This window comes from Streptomyces sp. NBC_00091 (assembly GCF_026343185.1).
GTDB lineage: Bacteria > Actinomycetota > Actinomycetes > Streptomycetales > Streptomycetaceae > Streptomyces.
The window spans coordinates 4121134-4134935 of the sequence record NZ_JAPEMA010000001.1; the positions used below are offsets into that span (position 1 = coordinate 4121134).

Below are 13802 nucleotides of genomic sequence, written 5' to 3' on the forward strand. Positions count from 1 at the left end.
CGGGAACGCGTTTGCGTGGGGGGTGCACCCGGCATGTAGGCTGTCCACTCATCCACGGGTGCGTAGCTCAGGGGTAGAGCGCTGCTCTTACAAAGCAGATGTCGGCGGTTCGAAACCGTCCGCGCCCACCAGTCAGAAGACCCCCGGCCATTGTTGGCCGGGGGTCTTTTGCATCCACAACTGACATCAACGGGAGCGGTCAGAGACGGCCGGGCCGCTGCCTCAGCAGCCGGTCCATGTGCCCGATCGCCTCTCGCTGCGTGTCCTGGACGACGTGCGCGTACACGTTCATGGTGACGGCGATCTGCGAGTGCCCGAGGATCTCCATGACGACCCGGGGCGGTACGCCGGCGGCGGTCAGCAGCGTGGCCGTCCCGTGCCGTGCGTCATGCAGCCGGATCACTCGGAGCCCGGCGTCCTTGGCCACGCGAGTGAAGGACCGGTAGACGTTCCGCGGCTCAATGGGCCGCCCGGTCCGGGTGGTGAAGACGTACCCGGTCTCCTGCCAGGCGTCCCCAGCCTTGGCCCGCATCTCCGCTTGCTTCATCCGCTGCCAGCGCAGGGGAGCGACGCAGATCCCGGGCAGGGGGAGGGTCTGCCGGCGCCGCTTGCCTTTGGGGTCGTCCTCGTAGGCCTCGCCGCCAACGCGCTGTCGCTGGGTCCGGACCCGGATCTCACGCCTGTCGAGGTCCACGTTCTCCCACCGCAGCCCCACGATCTCGCCCCGCCGTAAGCCGAGCGCGATCGCCAGGACGAAGGCGGCGTAGAGCGGATCCCTGCGGCCGGCGGCGAGGAAGTCCAGCGTCTCCTGAAGACTCCAGGGCGAGAGGTCCCGCGCTTCAACCTTGGGCGGCTCGACCAGCGTTGCCACGTTGCGGGTGACCAGTTCCTCCCGGACGGCCGCCGCGAGCGCGGTCCGCAGCACCCGGTGCGACTCCTTGGCGGTGGCCGCGCTGGTCTTCTTCTGGAGCTGCACGAGCGTGCGCCGGACGTCCCCGACACTGAGCGACTCCAGCCGCTTCGACCCGAGCAGGGGTACCAGGTACAGCCGGACGTGCACCTCGTACTTGGCGTGGGTGGTGCGCTTGCGGTGGGGCTTCACGATGTTGTCGAGCCAGTACGGCAGCCACTCCGAGAGCTTGGCGGAGCGGGTGGGCACGGGCACGCCCTGGTCCACCTTGGCGAGCAGCTCCCGGCGCTTCACGTCGCACTCGGCCCAGGTCTTGCCGTAGGCGAACTTCCGGGCCCGGGTTCCGTCGGGCTGGAGGACGTAGACGGCGGCCTGGAACCTGCCGTCCTTGCGCTGGGTGATGGTGCCCGCGCCGTTGGGGTTGCGCTTGCGTTGCATGGCCATCAGGCAGCCTCCTCGATCTCGTGGTCGATGAACTCCCGGACGGCGTCGGCGGGGATGCGGCGGGCCCGGCCGATGGTGATGGACACGAGCCGCCGCGACCTGATCAGGTCGTAGACGGTCGAGCGCCCGAGCTTGAGCAGCTGCATGACCTCGGGCACGGTCAGCAGTTCGGCGGTGGCGGTGGTTATGACGGGGCTCCTTCCAGGGCGAGGTGGTCTTGCAGGGCTTCTCTGGCCGTCTCGCGGTTGAGCTGGATGTCGCGGGCGATGGTGGCGGCGAGGACCGACTCCCCGGGGCTGTGGCCGTGGCCGGCGTACTGCCAGGAGGCGAGGACGAGGACGGTGTCCGGCTCGACTTCGGTAAGGCCGCGGGCTTCGCGTTCCTGGGCGGCGCGGTAGTCGGCGCGGGTCTGGCGTAAGGCGCCGAGGGTGGTGGAGTACTGCCGCGACTTGGTGGAGAAGTGGCCCCGGAAGCCGAGCATGTGCGACCAGGCGGCGAGGCGACGGTCCGGGTAGAGCGGGTCGAGGTCGAGGCAGGCCTCGATGAGCCGGGCGGTGTGATCGGGGACGCCGAGGATCACGAGCGCCTCGCGGTTGCCGATGCGGCGGTCGAGGGTGCCGGTGTTCTCGGCGGCCTTGGTGGCGTACTTGGCGACGTACGAGGCGACGGCCTGTTCGGTGATGTCGGAGCCGTCACCGAAGGCGGTGATGGGGCGTACGTCGAGCTGGGTGCCCCAGCGGAAGGTCCGGGCGGACTGGTGTCCGGCGGCGGGGAGGCTGACGGAGGTGTACGAGTGGGCGACGGCGGCCCGAATGGAGGCGTCCAGCAACTCCGTGGTCGCCCAGGCGGGCGGAGGGGTGTTCGGACCGGCGGGTCCGTCGATGCGGATCACGGCGTGGAAGTGGACGGCGCCGCGCTTCTGGAACTCGGCGACCTTGCCGTACGAGATCCGGGCGACCTCCTTCAGCGCGCGCTGGGACAGCCCGGCCGAGGCGGCGATCTCGCGGCGGAGCCGTTTGGCGAAGCGGTCCCAGAGGGCGCCGGCCATGTTGTTGAAGAGGACGGCGGCGGCGTAGTCGTAGGTGCTCGGGTCGAGGGCGGTGCCCAGCGCCGGGTCCTCGGGCTGGTGGGGGATGCCGCAGCGGCAGCGCCCGGAGGACGGCCGGTTATGGACGGGGCCGAAGGAGGGGGCGGTGAGGGTGGCGAAGACGCGGGGGTGTTCGCGGACCGTGGGGGGAATGTCCCGGCGGTCGTCTCCGGCGAGTCCGGCGCGGATGAGGTGGTAGGTGTCTCCGGCGTAGGTCCAGGCGCAGGAGGGGCAGCGGGAGGCGCGCCGGTTGCCGCAGGCGATGCGGAGGCGGGCGCCGGGCTCGTTCTCGGTGGAGTAGCGGTGCAGGGTGGCGCCGGTGGTCTTGTCCTTGGCAACGGTCCAGCCGGTGATGTGGATGGGGTCGGAGCAGCCGCCGGTGCGGTGGATCTGGTCCTTCCAGCGGGCGTAACCGGGAGCCCCGGCCACCTTCAGCATGTCGCTGAGGAGGCCGGGGTCCAGGTCCGCGATCGTCGCGGAGTCGGTCACGCCGTCACCGTCCGCTGAGGCCGGCGGGTGGAGCGGTGGCCGGTGCCGTGGCAGGTGGGGCAGTGGGCGGTGATCGTGCGGAGGTGCCCGGCCGGGGTGCGGCCGCCGAGGGTGATCGCGACGGTGGCGTGGCCGTCGCAGTTCGGGCAGATCTGCCCCGGGGTGTGGGCGTGCTGGGCCATGATGGTGCTTCCTTCCGGATCGGTTGGTTCGGGTAGGAGCACGGCGCCGGGACGGCGGAGACTTGGCGGTTGAGGCCGTCCCGGGGCCGGTCAGCGGCGGTGGTGCTGGTTGAGCAGGGAGCGCAGGACGACGGCGCAGACCGCGACCGAGGCGCCGGTGATGGCGACGGCCAGGAGCATGGAGACCAGGACCGCGCCGACGACGAGGACGACGCCCGTTCCGGCGGCGAGGGCGGTGACCACGCCGGCCGGGGTGAGGCGGATGCCCGCCACCTGCATGCCCGACGAGGCGGGGACCGGGGCCGGGGCGTGCTCGCAGCCGCAGGCCGGTACGGCAGCGGTGTGGTGGGGCGCGACGTCGGCGGTCGGCTGGACGAACGGGGTGACGAGGCCGGTCGGGAGCGGGTTGACCGGGATCTTCGGGTGGATCATCAGGTTGTCCCTTCGCGGTGCGGTTACTTGATGGCGGCGTCGATGGCGGGCGAGATCAGGCTGTTGGCGAGGAGGTAGCCGCCGAGGACCAGGACGGCGACGAGCCACCAGGGCGGGCGGATGAGCTTGATGGCGAGCGCGCCGACGACGATCACGGCGAGCCAGAGCGGTACGTCCATGACGGGGTCTCCCTAGAGGTCAGCGGGGGTCGCAGCGGTGGGATTCGGCGGCGAGTTCGGCGGCGGCGCGGCTGGTGTAGTCGGCGGACCAGCCGCACTCCGGGGCGGTGCAGGCGGCGGCGTGGGCCGTACGGCCGTAGCGGTCGGTGTAGGTACCGACGTTGACCTGGCCGATGCGGGCGGTGTCACGGAAGCGGTAGCGGGGCACGGGCCGTTCTCCTCTCAGGCGAGCTGGAGCGCGATGGCGGCGGCCATCGGGGCGGGGACACCGAGGCGGGTGCGCAAGGTGTCGGAGTCGATCGGGAAGCCGGTACGGGTCCGGTGTTCGTCCGCGACCTTGCGGGCGTAGTCGAGGAGCGCGTCCGGGACGGCGACCGCGGGGGCGGCCGGCAGCGCGGGGGTGGGTTCCGGGGCCGGAATTTCCGTGACCGGCGGTTCGGGTTCGGCCGGAGCGGGCGGGACCGGTTCGAGGTCCAGGTCCAGAGCCACCAGGCCGACGTCCTCGACGGGTGCCGACGGCGGTTCGGTGGGAGCGTGGACGAGGAGGGTTCCGCCGAGGAAGGCGAGGGCGGGCCATCCGGCGACGAGGATCCGCAGCCAGGCCGGTACGGCGTTCAGGTCAAGGAGGCCGGCAGTGGCGACGTTCGCGCCGAGCGACGCGGCCAGGGCGACGGCGAACCAAGTCCAGGCCGAACGGGACGGTTCCCCGGCGTCGCGCAGGAGACGCAGTCGGCGCCAGGCGGCGACGAGCAGCAGGTCCACGCTGATCGGGTAGGCCCAGGCCTTCCAGCCGTCCTGTCCGGCGGCTTCGGCGAGGTCGTGAAGGTGGGCGAAGGACAGGGCGCCAGCGATTACGGCCTGTACGAGGACGGCGTCCGGTCGCAGCTTGGCGGGCATCGCGGGGTCCTCCTTCCAGGTGTCGGGCCAGGGCAGGGGCGGGCGCTCAGGTCCGGCCGCCCCATCCCCGGCGGATCTAGTGGGCGAGGCCGGTGCCCCAGCAGTCGGAGCACAGGGCGGTCTGGCGGTCGGTGGTCTCGCGGCCCTTGCGGGTGCCGACGCGGACGGTCTCGGTGGTCTCGCCCTTGCCGCCGCAGGTCTCGCACTTCGGCGCGGCCTTGCGAACGGCGGTCTTCCTGGCAGCCATGAGCAGGTGTCCTCTCCTGTTTCGGGCATGGGAGGGGTAGGGAGATGGCGCGAGAGGGAGTAAGAGCTCAGGCGCTCTGCTTGGCCTGGGCCGGGAGGTCGACCTCGGCGGGGTGATGTGGGCGGAAGGCGTCCAGGGACGGGATGTCCGGGGTGATGCCCTCGTACCGGATGCAGGCGGCCGCGGCTTCGTCCAGGGAGACGAACGGGGCACGGATGCGGGCCCAGCCGCCGGTGATGAGGCCGATCACGGCGGTGCCGGGGCGTTCGGCGGCGATCGAGGTAGCGGCGCCGACGGCCCGCATGCTGATGTCGCCGAGGGCCATCTTGGCGGAGGCTTCGTCGTTGACGCGGTGGGTGACGCGGCCGGTGAGCTGGGCGCGGAGAGCGGTGGCGCCGGTGCCGAGCTCGGATCCGAAGCGCTGGCCGCAGACTTCCAGGTAGATGGCAGCGGCGCGGCCGAGCTGGGCCAGGCGGACGAGTTGGGTGACCATGTGGTCCCGGCGCTTCTCGTCGGACTTGTTGGCGATCAGGAAGAGTTCGGCGACCTCGTCCACGATCAGGACGAGCGGCACTGGGCGGATGTCCTCGGGCAGCCCCCACACATCAGAGGTGATCGACTCCAGCGGAGCATCCGGGGCTACGTGCTGGGAGGCGCGGATCAGTTCGTAGCGTTCGGTCATCTCCTTCACGAGGACATCCAGCAGGGCTTCAGCGTCCTCAGGCGTGTAGGCCAGGGCGGACAGCCGACGGGCGAACGGGGCCAGTTCCACGCCCCACTTGCAGTCGATCCCGACCAGCGCGACCGGCTGAGCCGCCAAGGCCTTGACGAGCCCACGCAGGTAGACAGACTTCCCCGACTCGGTCGCACCGATGACGAGTTCGTGCGGGCTGGCCCGGAAGTCCCGCAGGTGCAGCGAGCCGTCCGCCCTCAACGCCACCGGCACCTTGAGCAGCTCCGAGGGCAGCTTGCGTGGCATGTGGACCCGGCGAAGGACGTCGTAGGCGATCAGCCGGACTTCAAGGAACCCGGGCTTCAAGGCTTTGACGTGAACTCCGTGCATTCGCCACGAGTGCCGCAGCCGCTCGGTCGCGGCGTCGAAGTCGAGGACCTCCTGCCCGGGCAGGATCTTGATCCGCAGGACCAGCCCGGACCGGGTGATCCGGACCCGCCGCAGCTTCGGAACGGCCCTCGACGGGATCCGGTCCAGTGCGGCGGCCAGGATCACGCGGGACCTGGACGGCTGCTCGGTCAGCCCACAGGCCTCCATCACCGAGCGGTACGTCCAGGCGAGCCGGACCACGGCGGCCAGCCAGCCGAAGCCGAGCCAGTACCAGCCGGGCCGCTTCCACCGCAGCCACCCCAGGGCCAAGGCCGGCAGGACTAAGCCCGCCAGCGCAGCGACCTGTCCCCCACTCACGGGGATCAGCCCTTGACCGGCGCGGACAGGGCGGTAACGGCGGCGGCCCGGAAGCTGATCCCGTGGCGCTTCTGGCCGTTGAACTCGTTCTCCCAGGGCCGGGCAACCAGCCCGGTCAGCGCCACCGGCGTGCCCATCACCAGGTCCGACGCGACACCGGGCTTGGGCACGGCGACGGACAGGACCTCAGCCTCACCGTTCGCGGCGAACAGCACGTCCACCGTCATCATCTGGGCGCCGGTCTCGACGTCGGTCGCGATCTCACCGGTACGCCGGTCCTTGATCTTCGGAGCCGGAGGCAGGGCCACCATCACGAGGGCGGCCGACGTGTCGACAGGAATCTGACGCATGATTGAACTCCCTTTCAGAGGGGAGGAGCGGCGGGCTACTTGGCGGTGGGTCGCCGCTCCGTTGCGTTGGCGGTGGCCCGAGCCATCCGGCTGCGAGCGCTTCATCTTCCAACTGGTGCGCACCAGTAGGTTGCATCTGGTGCGCACCAGATGTCAAGCAGGGAAGCGATCCGGGTTTCTCAACTCCCCTCCCTGCAACACTCTTAGAGAACCTCAGGCCTCAACATCCCGACAGCCAACAGGGGTTAACCCAGTTCGGGTTAACCCCTGCCGACCTGCACAGACGTGAGGCATGCTGCTGTCACTGCTCAGGAATCACATGCGAGGCGGTGCACGTGACGAACGGACTTCGAGCTGCGAGAAACGCGCGCGAGTGGTCGCAGGAGCGCTTGGTGCGAGAGATCGAGCGCCATGCGCACCAGCACGCTCTAACAGTGGCCTCAGCAGCGAGCCTGCACGTCTACGTCTCCGAGTGGGAGAACGGGCGGCGACCGATCTCTGAGCGGTACGCCAAGATCCTGCGGCTACTGCTCGGCCTCACTGATGACGAACTCCACGGCCGGCGAAGCGCCGCCGTCGCGGCCGAGGCTGACGGATACGACGAACTCGTGAACCGCATCGACGCAGCGCGCACGGTCAGCCTGACCATGGTGAAGACCTTCATGGACCAGACCGAGCTACTGCGAACTGTGGACCGCCAAATGGGGGCGGCGAGCCTCGTTGATCAAATGACCGGGCACCTGTCCACTCTGGAAGACGCCCTCACCTTCGCGGTCCTGCCCGAGACCAGGCGCCCCGTAGCAAGAGCACTCGCCGGTGCGGCAACCCTTGCAGCGTGGCAGGCCCTCGATTCGGGGGCCGTTGAGCGCGCCTGGAGGCACTACGAGTTAGGAAAGCGGGCCGCGCAGGAAGCCGACGAGCCCATGTACCTGGCCCACGCCACAGCGGAGCAGGCTTACGTGCTCTGCGATGCGGGGCGTCCGGATACAGCCGTCGAGTTGGTCCGCAGTGCCATCCGTACGGGCGGCACCCGACTGTCTCCACGACTCCGCGCCTGGCTCCGTGCAGCAGAGGCCGAGATCTGCGCCAAGGCTGGACTCGCGAACGACTGTCGCCGGGCGCTGGAGGAAGCCGTCCGCTGGCTTCCCGAGGGAGATGAAGCCAGAGACCCTGACATGTTGAGCATCTTCCTGAACCAGGGCCACCTCACACGCTGGCGAGGCAATGCGCTGGCGCTGCTCGGTGACGACGACGCGGTAAACAGCCTGTACGAGGCTCTTGGTGCGCTGGATCCGACGTTCATCCGAGCAGCCTCCGGCCTCCGCTGCGACCTGGCTCAAGCACACCTAGCCCGCGGCGAATACGACCAGGGGCGCGAGCAGCTCCAGCAAGCGCGGTTGCTGGCAAACCGCACCGGCTCGGTGCGACAGCGCCGGCGGATCGAGCGACTCAAGCAGCAGCTGTAGGCGGCGTGCCGGCTCCCCGTGAGGCGAGCACGTGAAGGAGAGCGACCAGCGTTCCGGATCCCATCAGCTCTCCCTGGGCCATGAGGCTGGGGATGTCCGCAAGGGGCACCCAGGCGACGTGGCCTGCCTCCTCAAGGTCGGTGGGATCGCCAACGTGGTCCGCGCCTTGCCCGACGTAGATCTCGTGGGGCGAGTCCACCATCCCCACCATGGGCTGGTACGTCACCACGTGCTCCAGCGCCCGGGGCCGCCAGCCCGTCTCTTCCTCAACCTCGCGGATCGCCGTTGTTGCCGCGTCCTCGCCCGGATCCACGATCCCGCCGGGCAGCTCCCAGCCGAAGGACTGAGGTACGAAGCGGTATCGCCACAGCATGAGCACACGGTCCTGATCATCCAGAACGGCAGAGATCGCCACCCGCTGTAGGCGCACCACGTGATGCTCGAAGCGCTCAACGCCAGGAGGCTCGACGTCCGCCAGCGTCAGCTTTACCCAGCGGTTGTCGTAGACCGTCCGCTCGCCATGAATCTGCCAGGGCTCCAGATCACGAGGTGCCTGCACCGACACAGAGCGGTCAGGCACCCGGTAAGAGCTGCGGCCGTGCACCTCGATGACGCCCTCGGCAACAAGCTTCGCAAGCACCTGCCGCAGCGCCGTCCGCCCGATCTCCAGCTCTTCTGAAAGGGAGCGCTCGGAGGGAAGTTTGGCCCCTGGCGGGTACTGCCCCGTCGAGATCCACTCCCGGATCGCGCGGTACACCCGCTCCGACTTCGGACCCATTCCTTCAGCACACTCCCCTGCTTGATGGCTGGACTGCACCAGCCTAGCCACCCGATCGATGCACTGACAGGGGGAGGAGGAGCGGGACCTCGTAAGGTCCATGCGGCTACAAGGAGGGAGCCCCGATGACGACCAGCCCACGTCACTCGGTCTCGATCGCCGGCGCAGTGGTGCGGGAGGACGGCCGGCTCCTGGCGATCCACCGGGCGGACAACGGGACTTGGGAGCTGCCTGGCGGAGTACTGGAGCTGGAGGAGCCCCCGGAGGGCGGGGCGCGGCGGGAGGTTCTGGAGGAGAGCGGGCTCCAGGTCGAGGTGCAAGAGCTCACCGGGGTGTACAAGAACATCGTCGTCGGCGTCGCCGCCCTGGTGTTCCGGTGCAAGCCCTCCAGCGGCACGGAGCGCACGTCCGACGAAACCACGGCAGTCCAGTGGCTCACGCCCGAAGAGGTGTCCGAGCGGATGTCCGAGGTCTCTGCGATCCGACTGCTGGACGCCCTCGACGGGAAGGGGCCCCACGTTCGGAGCCATGACGGGCGCCAGCTGTCACGCTGCGGTGAGAGTTTCCCTACTTCATCAAGGCACCCGCCGCGCACAGCGCGGCGAGCGCGCCCGTCGCCCGGGCCTGCGCTCCTGTCTCCGCCCCGCTCCGACCCGACCGCCGGCCGCGCGCCGGAACAGCGCGGGTCCGATGGTGGGAAGCCCCCGATGTGGCTGGCGATAGTCGCGCCCTCAACTTGAGCTGCCGTCCCGGCCTGGGCCCCGCGTCGAGCGAGCCCCGAAATCGCCGGACTCCCCTTTGGCTGCGCACTGCCTGCCGGCCTCTCGGAACGGTCGACAGACACCTCGGAACGCTGCACCTGGCACTGAGGCGCTTTGCCATCAACGGTTAGAGCCCCTGCCTCCGGCGGGGGCGCTCCGGCTCCGGGATGACGGGGGCCGGTCATGCGGGTGCGGGCCGGTCTGTGGTGGGGGTGGGGAGCTGTCATCCCGTCTGCCGTCGACCCAGGCAAGCCATAGCAGACCAGGCTTCTGGGGCCCAGGTCGTTCGTCCAGCAGGGCGCTCCACCTGGGCCCCAGAAGCCTGCCCCGCTATCACTCCGTGTGGGTCGACGGCAGACGGGATGACAGCAGGGCTGAGCGGTGGCTGGCGCCCGTTGGCTCCGCAGTTCTAGGCGGTGCGGTAGGAGCCACCTAGCGCTATGTGAACTCAAAGAGTGCCGATGTAGGCGGGCCCAAGCTGGACTTTGGCCCAGGCGGCAGCGCGAATGAGAGGGAAAGTTCCACCAGCCCCCTTAACGCAAATCCAGAGCGTGCAATCCCCCTGATCGTTTTGCACGACTTTCAATTCTCCGGGGCGCCCGACTGCCGACAGCTTTGGCGCCTCATTGAATGCCCCAACGGTTTGCGGCATCAAGCGAATTGGGCTTCCCTTGATGTCGGTAGCTTCGAACTGTCCGCCGTAGCCAAGGGCCGAGCTGCCGCGCACGCCGGATCCCTTGTTTTTGGCCGCAAACTCGCCGCCATGCCCCTGTGTGCTTTCTCCCTTTACGCCCGATTTGGTCTCGCTCTTGCCGATGACGCCGGACTGGTCATGGCACCAGCCATTTAGGGCCGGGAGCGGTCCATTGGATCTCGCGTCGACCCCTCCGCCGCCTTCGGCATGGACGGCGTAGTTGTGGTATTCCGTGATTTCTGACTTGAATTTCGCGGCAAAGCCCTTATCGGCCTTTGCTTCAACGGCGGGTCGCGTCGCCCCATCGTGAGTATGAGCCTTAACGAGATTCTCGTCAGTCATTTTCACGCGCCTCTCTGGGTGGATCTGTCATATTGAACGCTACGATTCCCTGATGAGTCGGCAACTTGAAATGCTCCGTTTGGGGCATGGAACCGGTCGTGCGGACTTGGATGTTGTGCGCCAAGTGCCGAGTAGGCGGGGCGGGTGCCAGGGCGAGCCCTATTTGCTCTGTGGTGGCCGGCTGCGTGTGCCCCTTGAGCTCCCAGCGCGTTCATGTGCGCCCTTCCTGCTCCTTGGTACTTCCGGCACCGTGCAAGGAAGGCTCGCGTCGGGTGAGTAAGGAGGAGGCGAGGTGACACAACCGAGGTGTGGCGCGGTGACGAAGAGCGGGAGCCGGTGCCGAAACAAGGCGATCATTGGGAGCGGGCAGTGTGCCAAGCATCAGGGGCGCTGGACTCGACGAGGGGTCGCGCAGGCGAAGATCAAGGAATCTCAAGCCAAGATGCGAGAAGCACGGAAGAAGAAGTGGGCCTGGTGGTGATCAGCTTCTGACATCCATGGGTGACATCAACGCCAGTGAACACTGACAGTGCTGGGGGGTCGCGCAGGGGCATCGGGTCCTGGACCGAATAGGTGTTGGGTGGGGGTCGGGCGAGCTTACAAAGCAGATGTCGGCGGTTCGAAACCGTCCGCGCCCACCAGTCAGAAGACCCCCCGCCGATCATGGCGGGGGGTCTTCTGCGTGTCTGGGGTGTGGGGTTCAGGCGTTGGGGCGCTTGCCGTGGTTGGCCTTCTTCTTCTTGCGGGCGCGGCGCTTGTTTCCTCGCTTGGCCATGGTGCGTCTCCCTTGGGCCGGACAAATCGGGCGCTCGTCAGTCTAGGTTCCGGGCTGGTTTCCCGCGCGGTGGGGCGGGGATCTGGTGGGTGTGGCTGGGGGAGCGGAGTGGCTGTGGGTGCTGGGGCTCGGGGCGGCGGGGCTCGGGCTGCTGGCGTACGGGCTGGTGGGGCAGGCGCGGTTCGACCGGGCCCGGGACGCCGAGCGGGAGCGGCTGCTCGCGCAGCTCGGGGGCAGGGCGCGGGAGGCGGGCGATCCCCGGCTGGTGGACGCCGGCGCGCATCCGGGGGCGCCGGCCGAACTGGGGGACCGGCATGACGACTTCACGCCGATCCTCGTCGAGTACTACGCCTACGGACTGACGCAGGCGCGCAGCAGCTTCGCGACCAGCCAGCGCTTCGCCGGGGTCGGAGCCGCCGTGCTGCTCTTCGGGGTGGGGCTCGCGGTGTGGAAGGCCGAGAGCGCGGGGGACGCGTACATAGGGGTCGTCACCAGTTCCGTCGGCCTGGTCGTCACCCTCGTCGGGCAGCTGTTCCACCGGCGCGCCGACCTCGCCCTGCGGCACATGGCCGCCCAGACCGCCTCCCTGCGCGAGGACCGGCGGGCCGCCGAGAGCACCCAGCAGGCGATAGGGCTGCTGGAGGAGGTCGCCGACCCGGAACTGCGGGGGAGGCTGCAGGCCGGGCTGATACTGAAGCTTTCCGGGGCCGAGCTGCCGCCCGCCGGGCCATAGTGGAGGTATGTGCCGCTCCATTAAGACCCTGCGCCCGCCCGCCATCCCCGAGAAGGCCACGGAGGAGGAGATCCGCGCGGCCGCGCTCCAGTACGTACGGAAGGTCTCCGGGTTCCGGGTGCCGGCCGCGCACAACCGGGAGGTGTTCGAGGCCGCCGTGGACGCCGTCGCCGAGGCCACGGCCGCGCTGCTCGACGGGGTGCAGGTGCGCGGTGGCCGGACGGCCGCCGCCGCGGTCTGAAGCCCCCTGTCGCCGCCGGACCATCAGCTGGGCGTCCGTGCCGAGGTCCGGCGGGGGCCGGCCGGTCAGCCGGTGTGGGCCCAGCGGCGGCGCAGTAGCCAGATTCCGGTGCCGAGCGCGCCGGCCGCGAGGGTGCCGCCCAGGGCGATCTGGCCCGGGCTCATGGATTCGACGCTGCCGCCGAGGCCGCCACGGGCGGCGCCGGGGGTGACCTGGAGGGTGACGGTGACGCGGCGGCCCCCGGACCCGCCGCACTCGAAGGTGACGGGGTAGGAGCCGGCCGTGGCGTCGCGGTAGACGGTGGCCGCGCCGAAGAGGTTGGTCGCCTCCCGGTTGCCCGGGGACAGGGAGACGTCCCCGAAGGCGCGGGAGGAGGCCCTGCCGGTGGTGGTGCCGCAGCCGTCGAGGTTGAGGCTGACGCGGCTGCCGGGGGCGACGGTGCCCGGGGAGACGGTGGCGGAGGGGGCGGCGGAGGCGAGCGTGGCGGGTGTGACGGCCGCGACGACGAGTGTCGCGGCTGCGACCCCGGTCAGGCGGCGCCGGTTGCGCGTGCGCGTGGGGGACATGGAGAGAACTCCTCGGGCTCCTCGAAACGGCGCGGCCAGGGCAGGGATGTGACGCGGATTCGGTTGCGCCGTGCTCTGGACGCTAGAAGCCCGGGAGGGAGGCGGCGATCCCTGTCGGGTGAACGGGTGACCGGCCTGGTCCCTCCGGGGGGTGTGCGGGTCCGGCGGGTGGATGAGGGGCGGGTTATGCCGGGGCCGGGGCCGGGGCGGGGGGTGGGCGGCGGACGAGGTAGGCGGCCAGGGAGCCCGCTGCGAAGAGCGCGATCAGGGAGACCGCGGTGCCGAGCCAGGCCGTGCCCAGCCACTGGGTGCCGAAGTAGCCCAGTGCCACGCTGTAGCTCGCCCAGCTCATGCCCGCCAGCACCGACCAGGGCAGGAACTCCGTCACCTTGCGCTGGGTCCTGCCCGCGCCCAGCGAGACCACCGAGCGGCCGGCCGGGGCGAAGCGGGCGATGACCACCAGGCCGCCGCCACCCCTGGCCAGGGCCGTGCCCAGGCGGTCGTGGGCCCGGGTCAGGCGGCGCGAGCGGGCGATGGCCCGGTCCAGCCGGGGTCCGCTGCGCCGGGCCAGCCGGTACGCCGCCATGTCACCCAGTACTGAGGCCGTCGTGGCGATCACCAGCAGCAGCATGATGTCCGGCACCTGCGCGGGCGACCCCGTGGCCGCCGCGGCCGCCGCCGCGGCGGTGATCACCAGCACCCCGCTCGGCAGCACCGGCAGGAACACGTCGAGCACCACCGACACCGCCACCACGGCATAGATCCACGGGCTCGCGGTCAACGACCCCAGAGTCTCAAGCAAAGCGGGA

Annotated in this window: 18 protein-coding genes, 1 tRNA gene and 1 pseudogene; 5 read left to right on the forward strand and 15 right to left on the reverse strand. The window is 69.9% G+C overall.

What is annotated here, in order from left to right:
* Positions 1 to 56 precede the first annotated feature (56 nt).
* Positions 57 to 131: transfer RNA gene (locus OOK34_RS18970), tRNA-Val, on the forward strand.
* Between the two features lie 68 nt (positions 132 to 199).
* Here the strand turns inward: OOK34_RS18970 and OOK34_RS18975 are convergent.
* The 11 genes from OOK34_RS18975 to OOK34_RS19025 form a co-directional block, all read right to left on the reverse strand.
* Entirely contained in the window at positions 200 to 1354 is a 1155-nt protein-coding gene (locus tag OOK34_RS18975) for a site-specific integrase (RefSeq protein ID WP_267035045.1), read from the reverse strand.
* Positions 1354 to 1542: a helix-turn-helix domain-containing protein gene (locus OOK34_RS18980; protein WP_267036812.1), complete on the reverse strand. Its 189-nt coding sequence runs from the start codon at positions 1540 to 1542 to the stop codon at positions 1354 to 1356. Before OOK34_RS18980 ends, OOK34_RS18975 begins: the two co-directional genes overlap by 1 nt.
* A complete protein-coding gene (gene repSA, locus OOK34_RS18985; protein ID WP_323183434.1) occupies positions 1539 to 2930 on the reverse strand; it encodes a replication initiator protein RepSA in 1392 nt (463 codons plus the stop codon). The genes OOK34_RS18980 and repSA overlap by 4 nt, the downstream gene beginning before the upstream one ends.
* The gene (locus OOK34_RS18990; protein WP_267035046.1) at positions 2927 to 3112 is read right to left on the reverse strand and encodes a hypothetical protein; all 186 of its coding nucleotides are present in this window, start codon (positions 3110 to 3112) and stop codon (positions 2927 to 2929) included. The genes repSA and OOK34_RS18990 overlap by 4 nt, the downstream gene beginning before the upstream one ends.
* Positions 3113 to 3202: 90 nt before the next feature.
* Positions 3203 to 3544, reverse strand: coding sequence for a SpdD-like protein (locus tag OOK34_RS18995; RefSeq protein ID WP_267035047.1), 342 nt, complete (start codon positions 3542 to 3544; stop codon positions 3203 to 3205).
* Between the two features lie 23 nt (positions 3545 to 3567).
* Positions 3568 to 3723, reverse strand: coding sequence for a hypothetical protein (locus OOK34_RS19000; protein ID WP_267035048.1), 156 nt, complete (start codon positions 3721 to 3723; stop codon positions 3568 to 3570).
* 19 nt (positions 3724 to 3742) lie between these two features.
* Complete coding sequence (locus OOK34_RS19005) at positions 3743 to 3931, reverse strand: mobile element transfer protein (RefSeq protein WP_267035049.1); 189 nt, start codon at positions 3929 to 3931, stop codon at positions 3743 to 3745.
* Positions 3932 to 3945: 14 nt separating this feature from the next.
* Positions 3946 to 4620, reverse strand: a complete 675-nt coding sequence (locus OOK34_RS19010) for a DUF2637 domain-containing protein (RefSeq protein ID WP_267035050.1) — start codon at positions 4618 to 4620, stop codon at positions 3946 to 3948.
* Between the two features lie 76 nt (positions 4621 to 4696).
* Positions 4697 to 4867 (reverse strand): hypothetical protein, encoded by a 171-nt coding sequence (locus OOK34_RS19015; protein ID WP_267035051.1) that lies wholly within the window; start codon positions 4865 to 4867, stop codon positions 4697 to 4699.
* A 67-nt stretch (positions 4868 to 4934) separates the two neighbouring features.
* Complete coding sequence (locus OOK34_RS19020) at positions 4935 to 6233, reverse strand: FtsK/SpoIIIE domain-containing protein (RefSeq protein ID WP_267036814.1); 1299 nt, start codon at positions 6231 to 6233, stop codon at positions 4935 to 4937.
* Between the two features lie 59 nt (positions 6234 to 6292).
* Positions 6293 to 6637: a hypothetical protein gene (locus OOK34_RS19025; protein ID WP_267035052.1), complete on the reverse strand. Its 345-nt coding sequence runs from the start codon at positions 6635 to 6637 to the stop codon at positions 6293 to 6295.
* Positions 6638 to 7029: 392 nt separating this feature from the next.
* Here OOK34_RS19025 and OOK34_RS19030 point away from each other — a divergent pair, with 392 nt between their 5' ends.
* Positions 7030 to 8103, forward strand: coding sequence for an XRE family transcriptional regulator (locus OOK34_RS19030; protein WP_267035053.1), 1074 nt, complete (start codon positions 7030 to 7032; stop codon positions 8101 to 8103).
* Here the strand turns inward: OOK34_RS19030 and OOK34_RS19035 are convergent.
* The gene (locus OOK34_RS19035) at positions 8087 to 8881 is read right to left on the reverse strand and encodes a GntR family transcriptional regulator (RefSeq protein WP_267035054.1); all 795 of its coding nucleotides are present in this window, start codon (positions 8879 to 8881) and stop codon (positions 8087 to 8089) included. The genes OOK34_RS19030 and OOK34_RS19035 overlap by 17 nt on opposite strands.
* 125 nt (positions 8882 to 9006) lie before the next feature.
* Here OOK34_RS19035 and OOK34_RS19040 point away from each other — a divergent pair.
* Positions 9007 to 9438, forward strand: a pseudogene (locus tag OOK34_RS19040) (NUDIX hydrolase); the annotation flags it as partial.
* A 652-nt stretch (positions 9439 to 10090) separates the two neighbouring features.
* Here OOK34_RS19040 and OOK34_RS19045 read toward each other — a convergent pair.
* Entirely contained in the window at positions 10091 to 10678 is a 588-nt protein-coding gene (locus OOK34_RS19045; protein WP_267035055.1) for a hypothetical protein, read from the reverse strand.
* Positions 10679 to 11544: 866 nt separating this feature from the next.
* Here OOK34_RS19045 and OOK34_RS19050 point away from each other — a divergent pair.
* Complete coding sequence (locus OOK34_RS19050; RefSeq protein WP_267035056.1) at positions 11545 to 12186, forward strand: hypothetical protein; 642 nt, start codon at positions 11545 to 11547, stop codon at positions 12184 to 12186.
* A 7-nt stretch (positions 12187 to 12193) separates the two neighbouring features.
* Positions 12194 to 12427: a DUF2277 domain-containing protein gene (locus tag OOK34_RS19055; RefSeq protein WP_267035057.1), complete on the forward strand. Its 234-nt coding sequence runs from the start codon at positions 12194 to 12196 to the stop codon at positions 12425 to 12427.
* Positions 12428 to 12492: 65 nt separating this feature from the next.
* On the opposite strand, the gene OOK34_RS19060 is transcribed toward OOK34_RS19055, so the two are convergent.
* Complete coding sequence (locus tag OOK34_RS19060; RefSeq protein WP_267035058.1) at positions 12493 to 12993, reverse strand: hypothetical protein; 501 nt, start codon at positions 12991 to 12993, stop codon at positions 12493 to 12495.
* Positions 12994 to 13177: 184 nt separating this feature from the next.
* Entirely contained in the window at positions 13178 to 13795 is a 618-nt protein-coding gene (locus tag OOK34_RS19065) for a DedA family protein (RefSeq protein WP_267035059.1), read from the reverse strand.
* Positions 13796 to 13802: the final 7 nt, after the last annotated feature.

Coding starts and splice junctions, on each gene's coding strand:
- OOK34_RS18975 (WP_267035045.1), bottom strand. CDS start 1,354: ATGGCCATGCAACGCAAGCGCAACCCCAACGGCGCGGGCACCATCACC.
- OOK34_RS18990 (WP_267035046.1), bottom strand. CDS start 3,112: ATGGCCCAGCACGCCCACACCCCGGGGCAGATCTGCCCGAACTGCGAC.
- OOK34_RS18995 (WP_267035047.1), bottom strand. CDS start 3,544: ATGATCCACCCGAAGATCCCGGTCAACCCGCTCCCGACCGGCCTCGTC.
- OOK34_RS19000 (WP_267035048.1), bottom strand. CDS start 3,723: ATGGACGTACCGCTCTGGCTCGCCGTGATCGTCGTCGGCGCGCTCGCC.
- OOK34_RS19010 (WP_267035050.1), bottom strand. CDS start 4,620: ATGCCCGCCAAGCTGCGACCGGACGCCGTCCTCGTACAGGCCGTAATC.
- OOK34_RS19015 (WP_267035051.1), bottom strand. CDS start 4,867: ATGGCTGCCAGGAAGACCGCCGTTCGCAAGGCCGCGCCGAAGTGCGAG.
- OOK34_RS19025 (WP_267035052.1), bottom strand. CDS start 6,637: ATGCGTCAGATTCCTGTCGACACGTCGGCCGCCCTCGTGATGGTGGCC.
- OOK34_RS19035 (WP_267035054.1), bottom strand. CDS start 8,881: ATGGGTCCGAAGTCGGAGCGGGTGTACCGCGCGATCCGGGAGTGGATC.
- OOK34_RS19045 (WP_267035055.1), bottom strand. CDS start 10,678: ATGACTGACGAGAATCTCGTTAAGGCTCATACTCACGATGGGGCGACG.
- OOK34_RS19055 (WP_267035057.1), top strand. CDS start 12,194: ATGTGCCGCTCCATTAAGACCCTGCGCCCGCCCGCCATCCCCGAGAAG.
- OOK34_RS19060 (WP_267035058.1), bottom strand. CDS start 12,993: ATGTCCCCCACGCGCACGCGCAACCGGCGCCGCCTGACCGGGGTCGCA.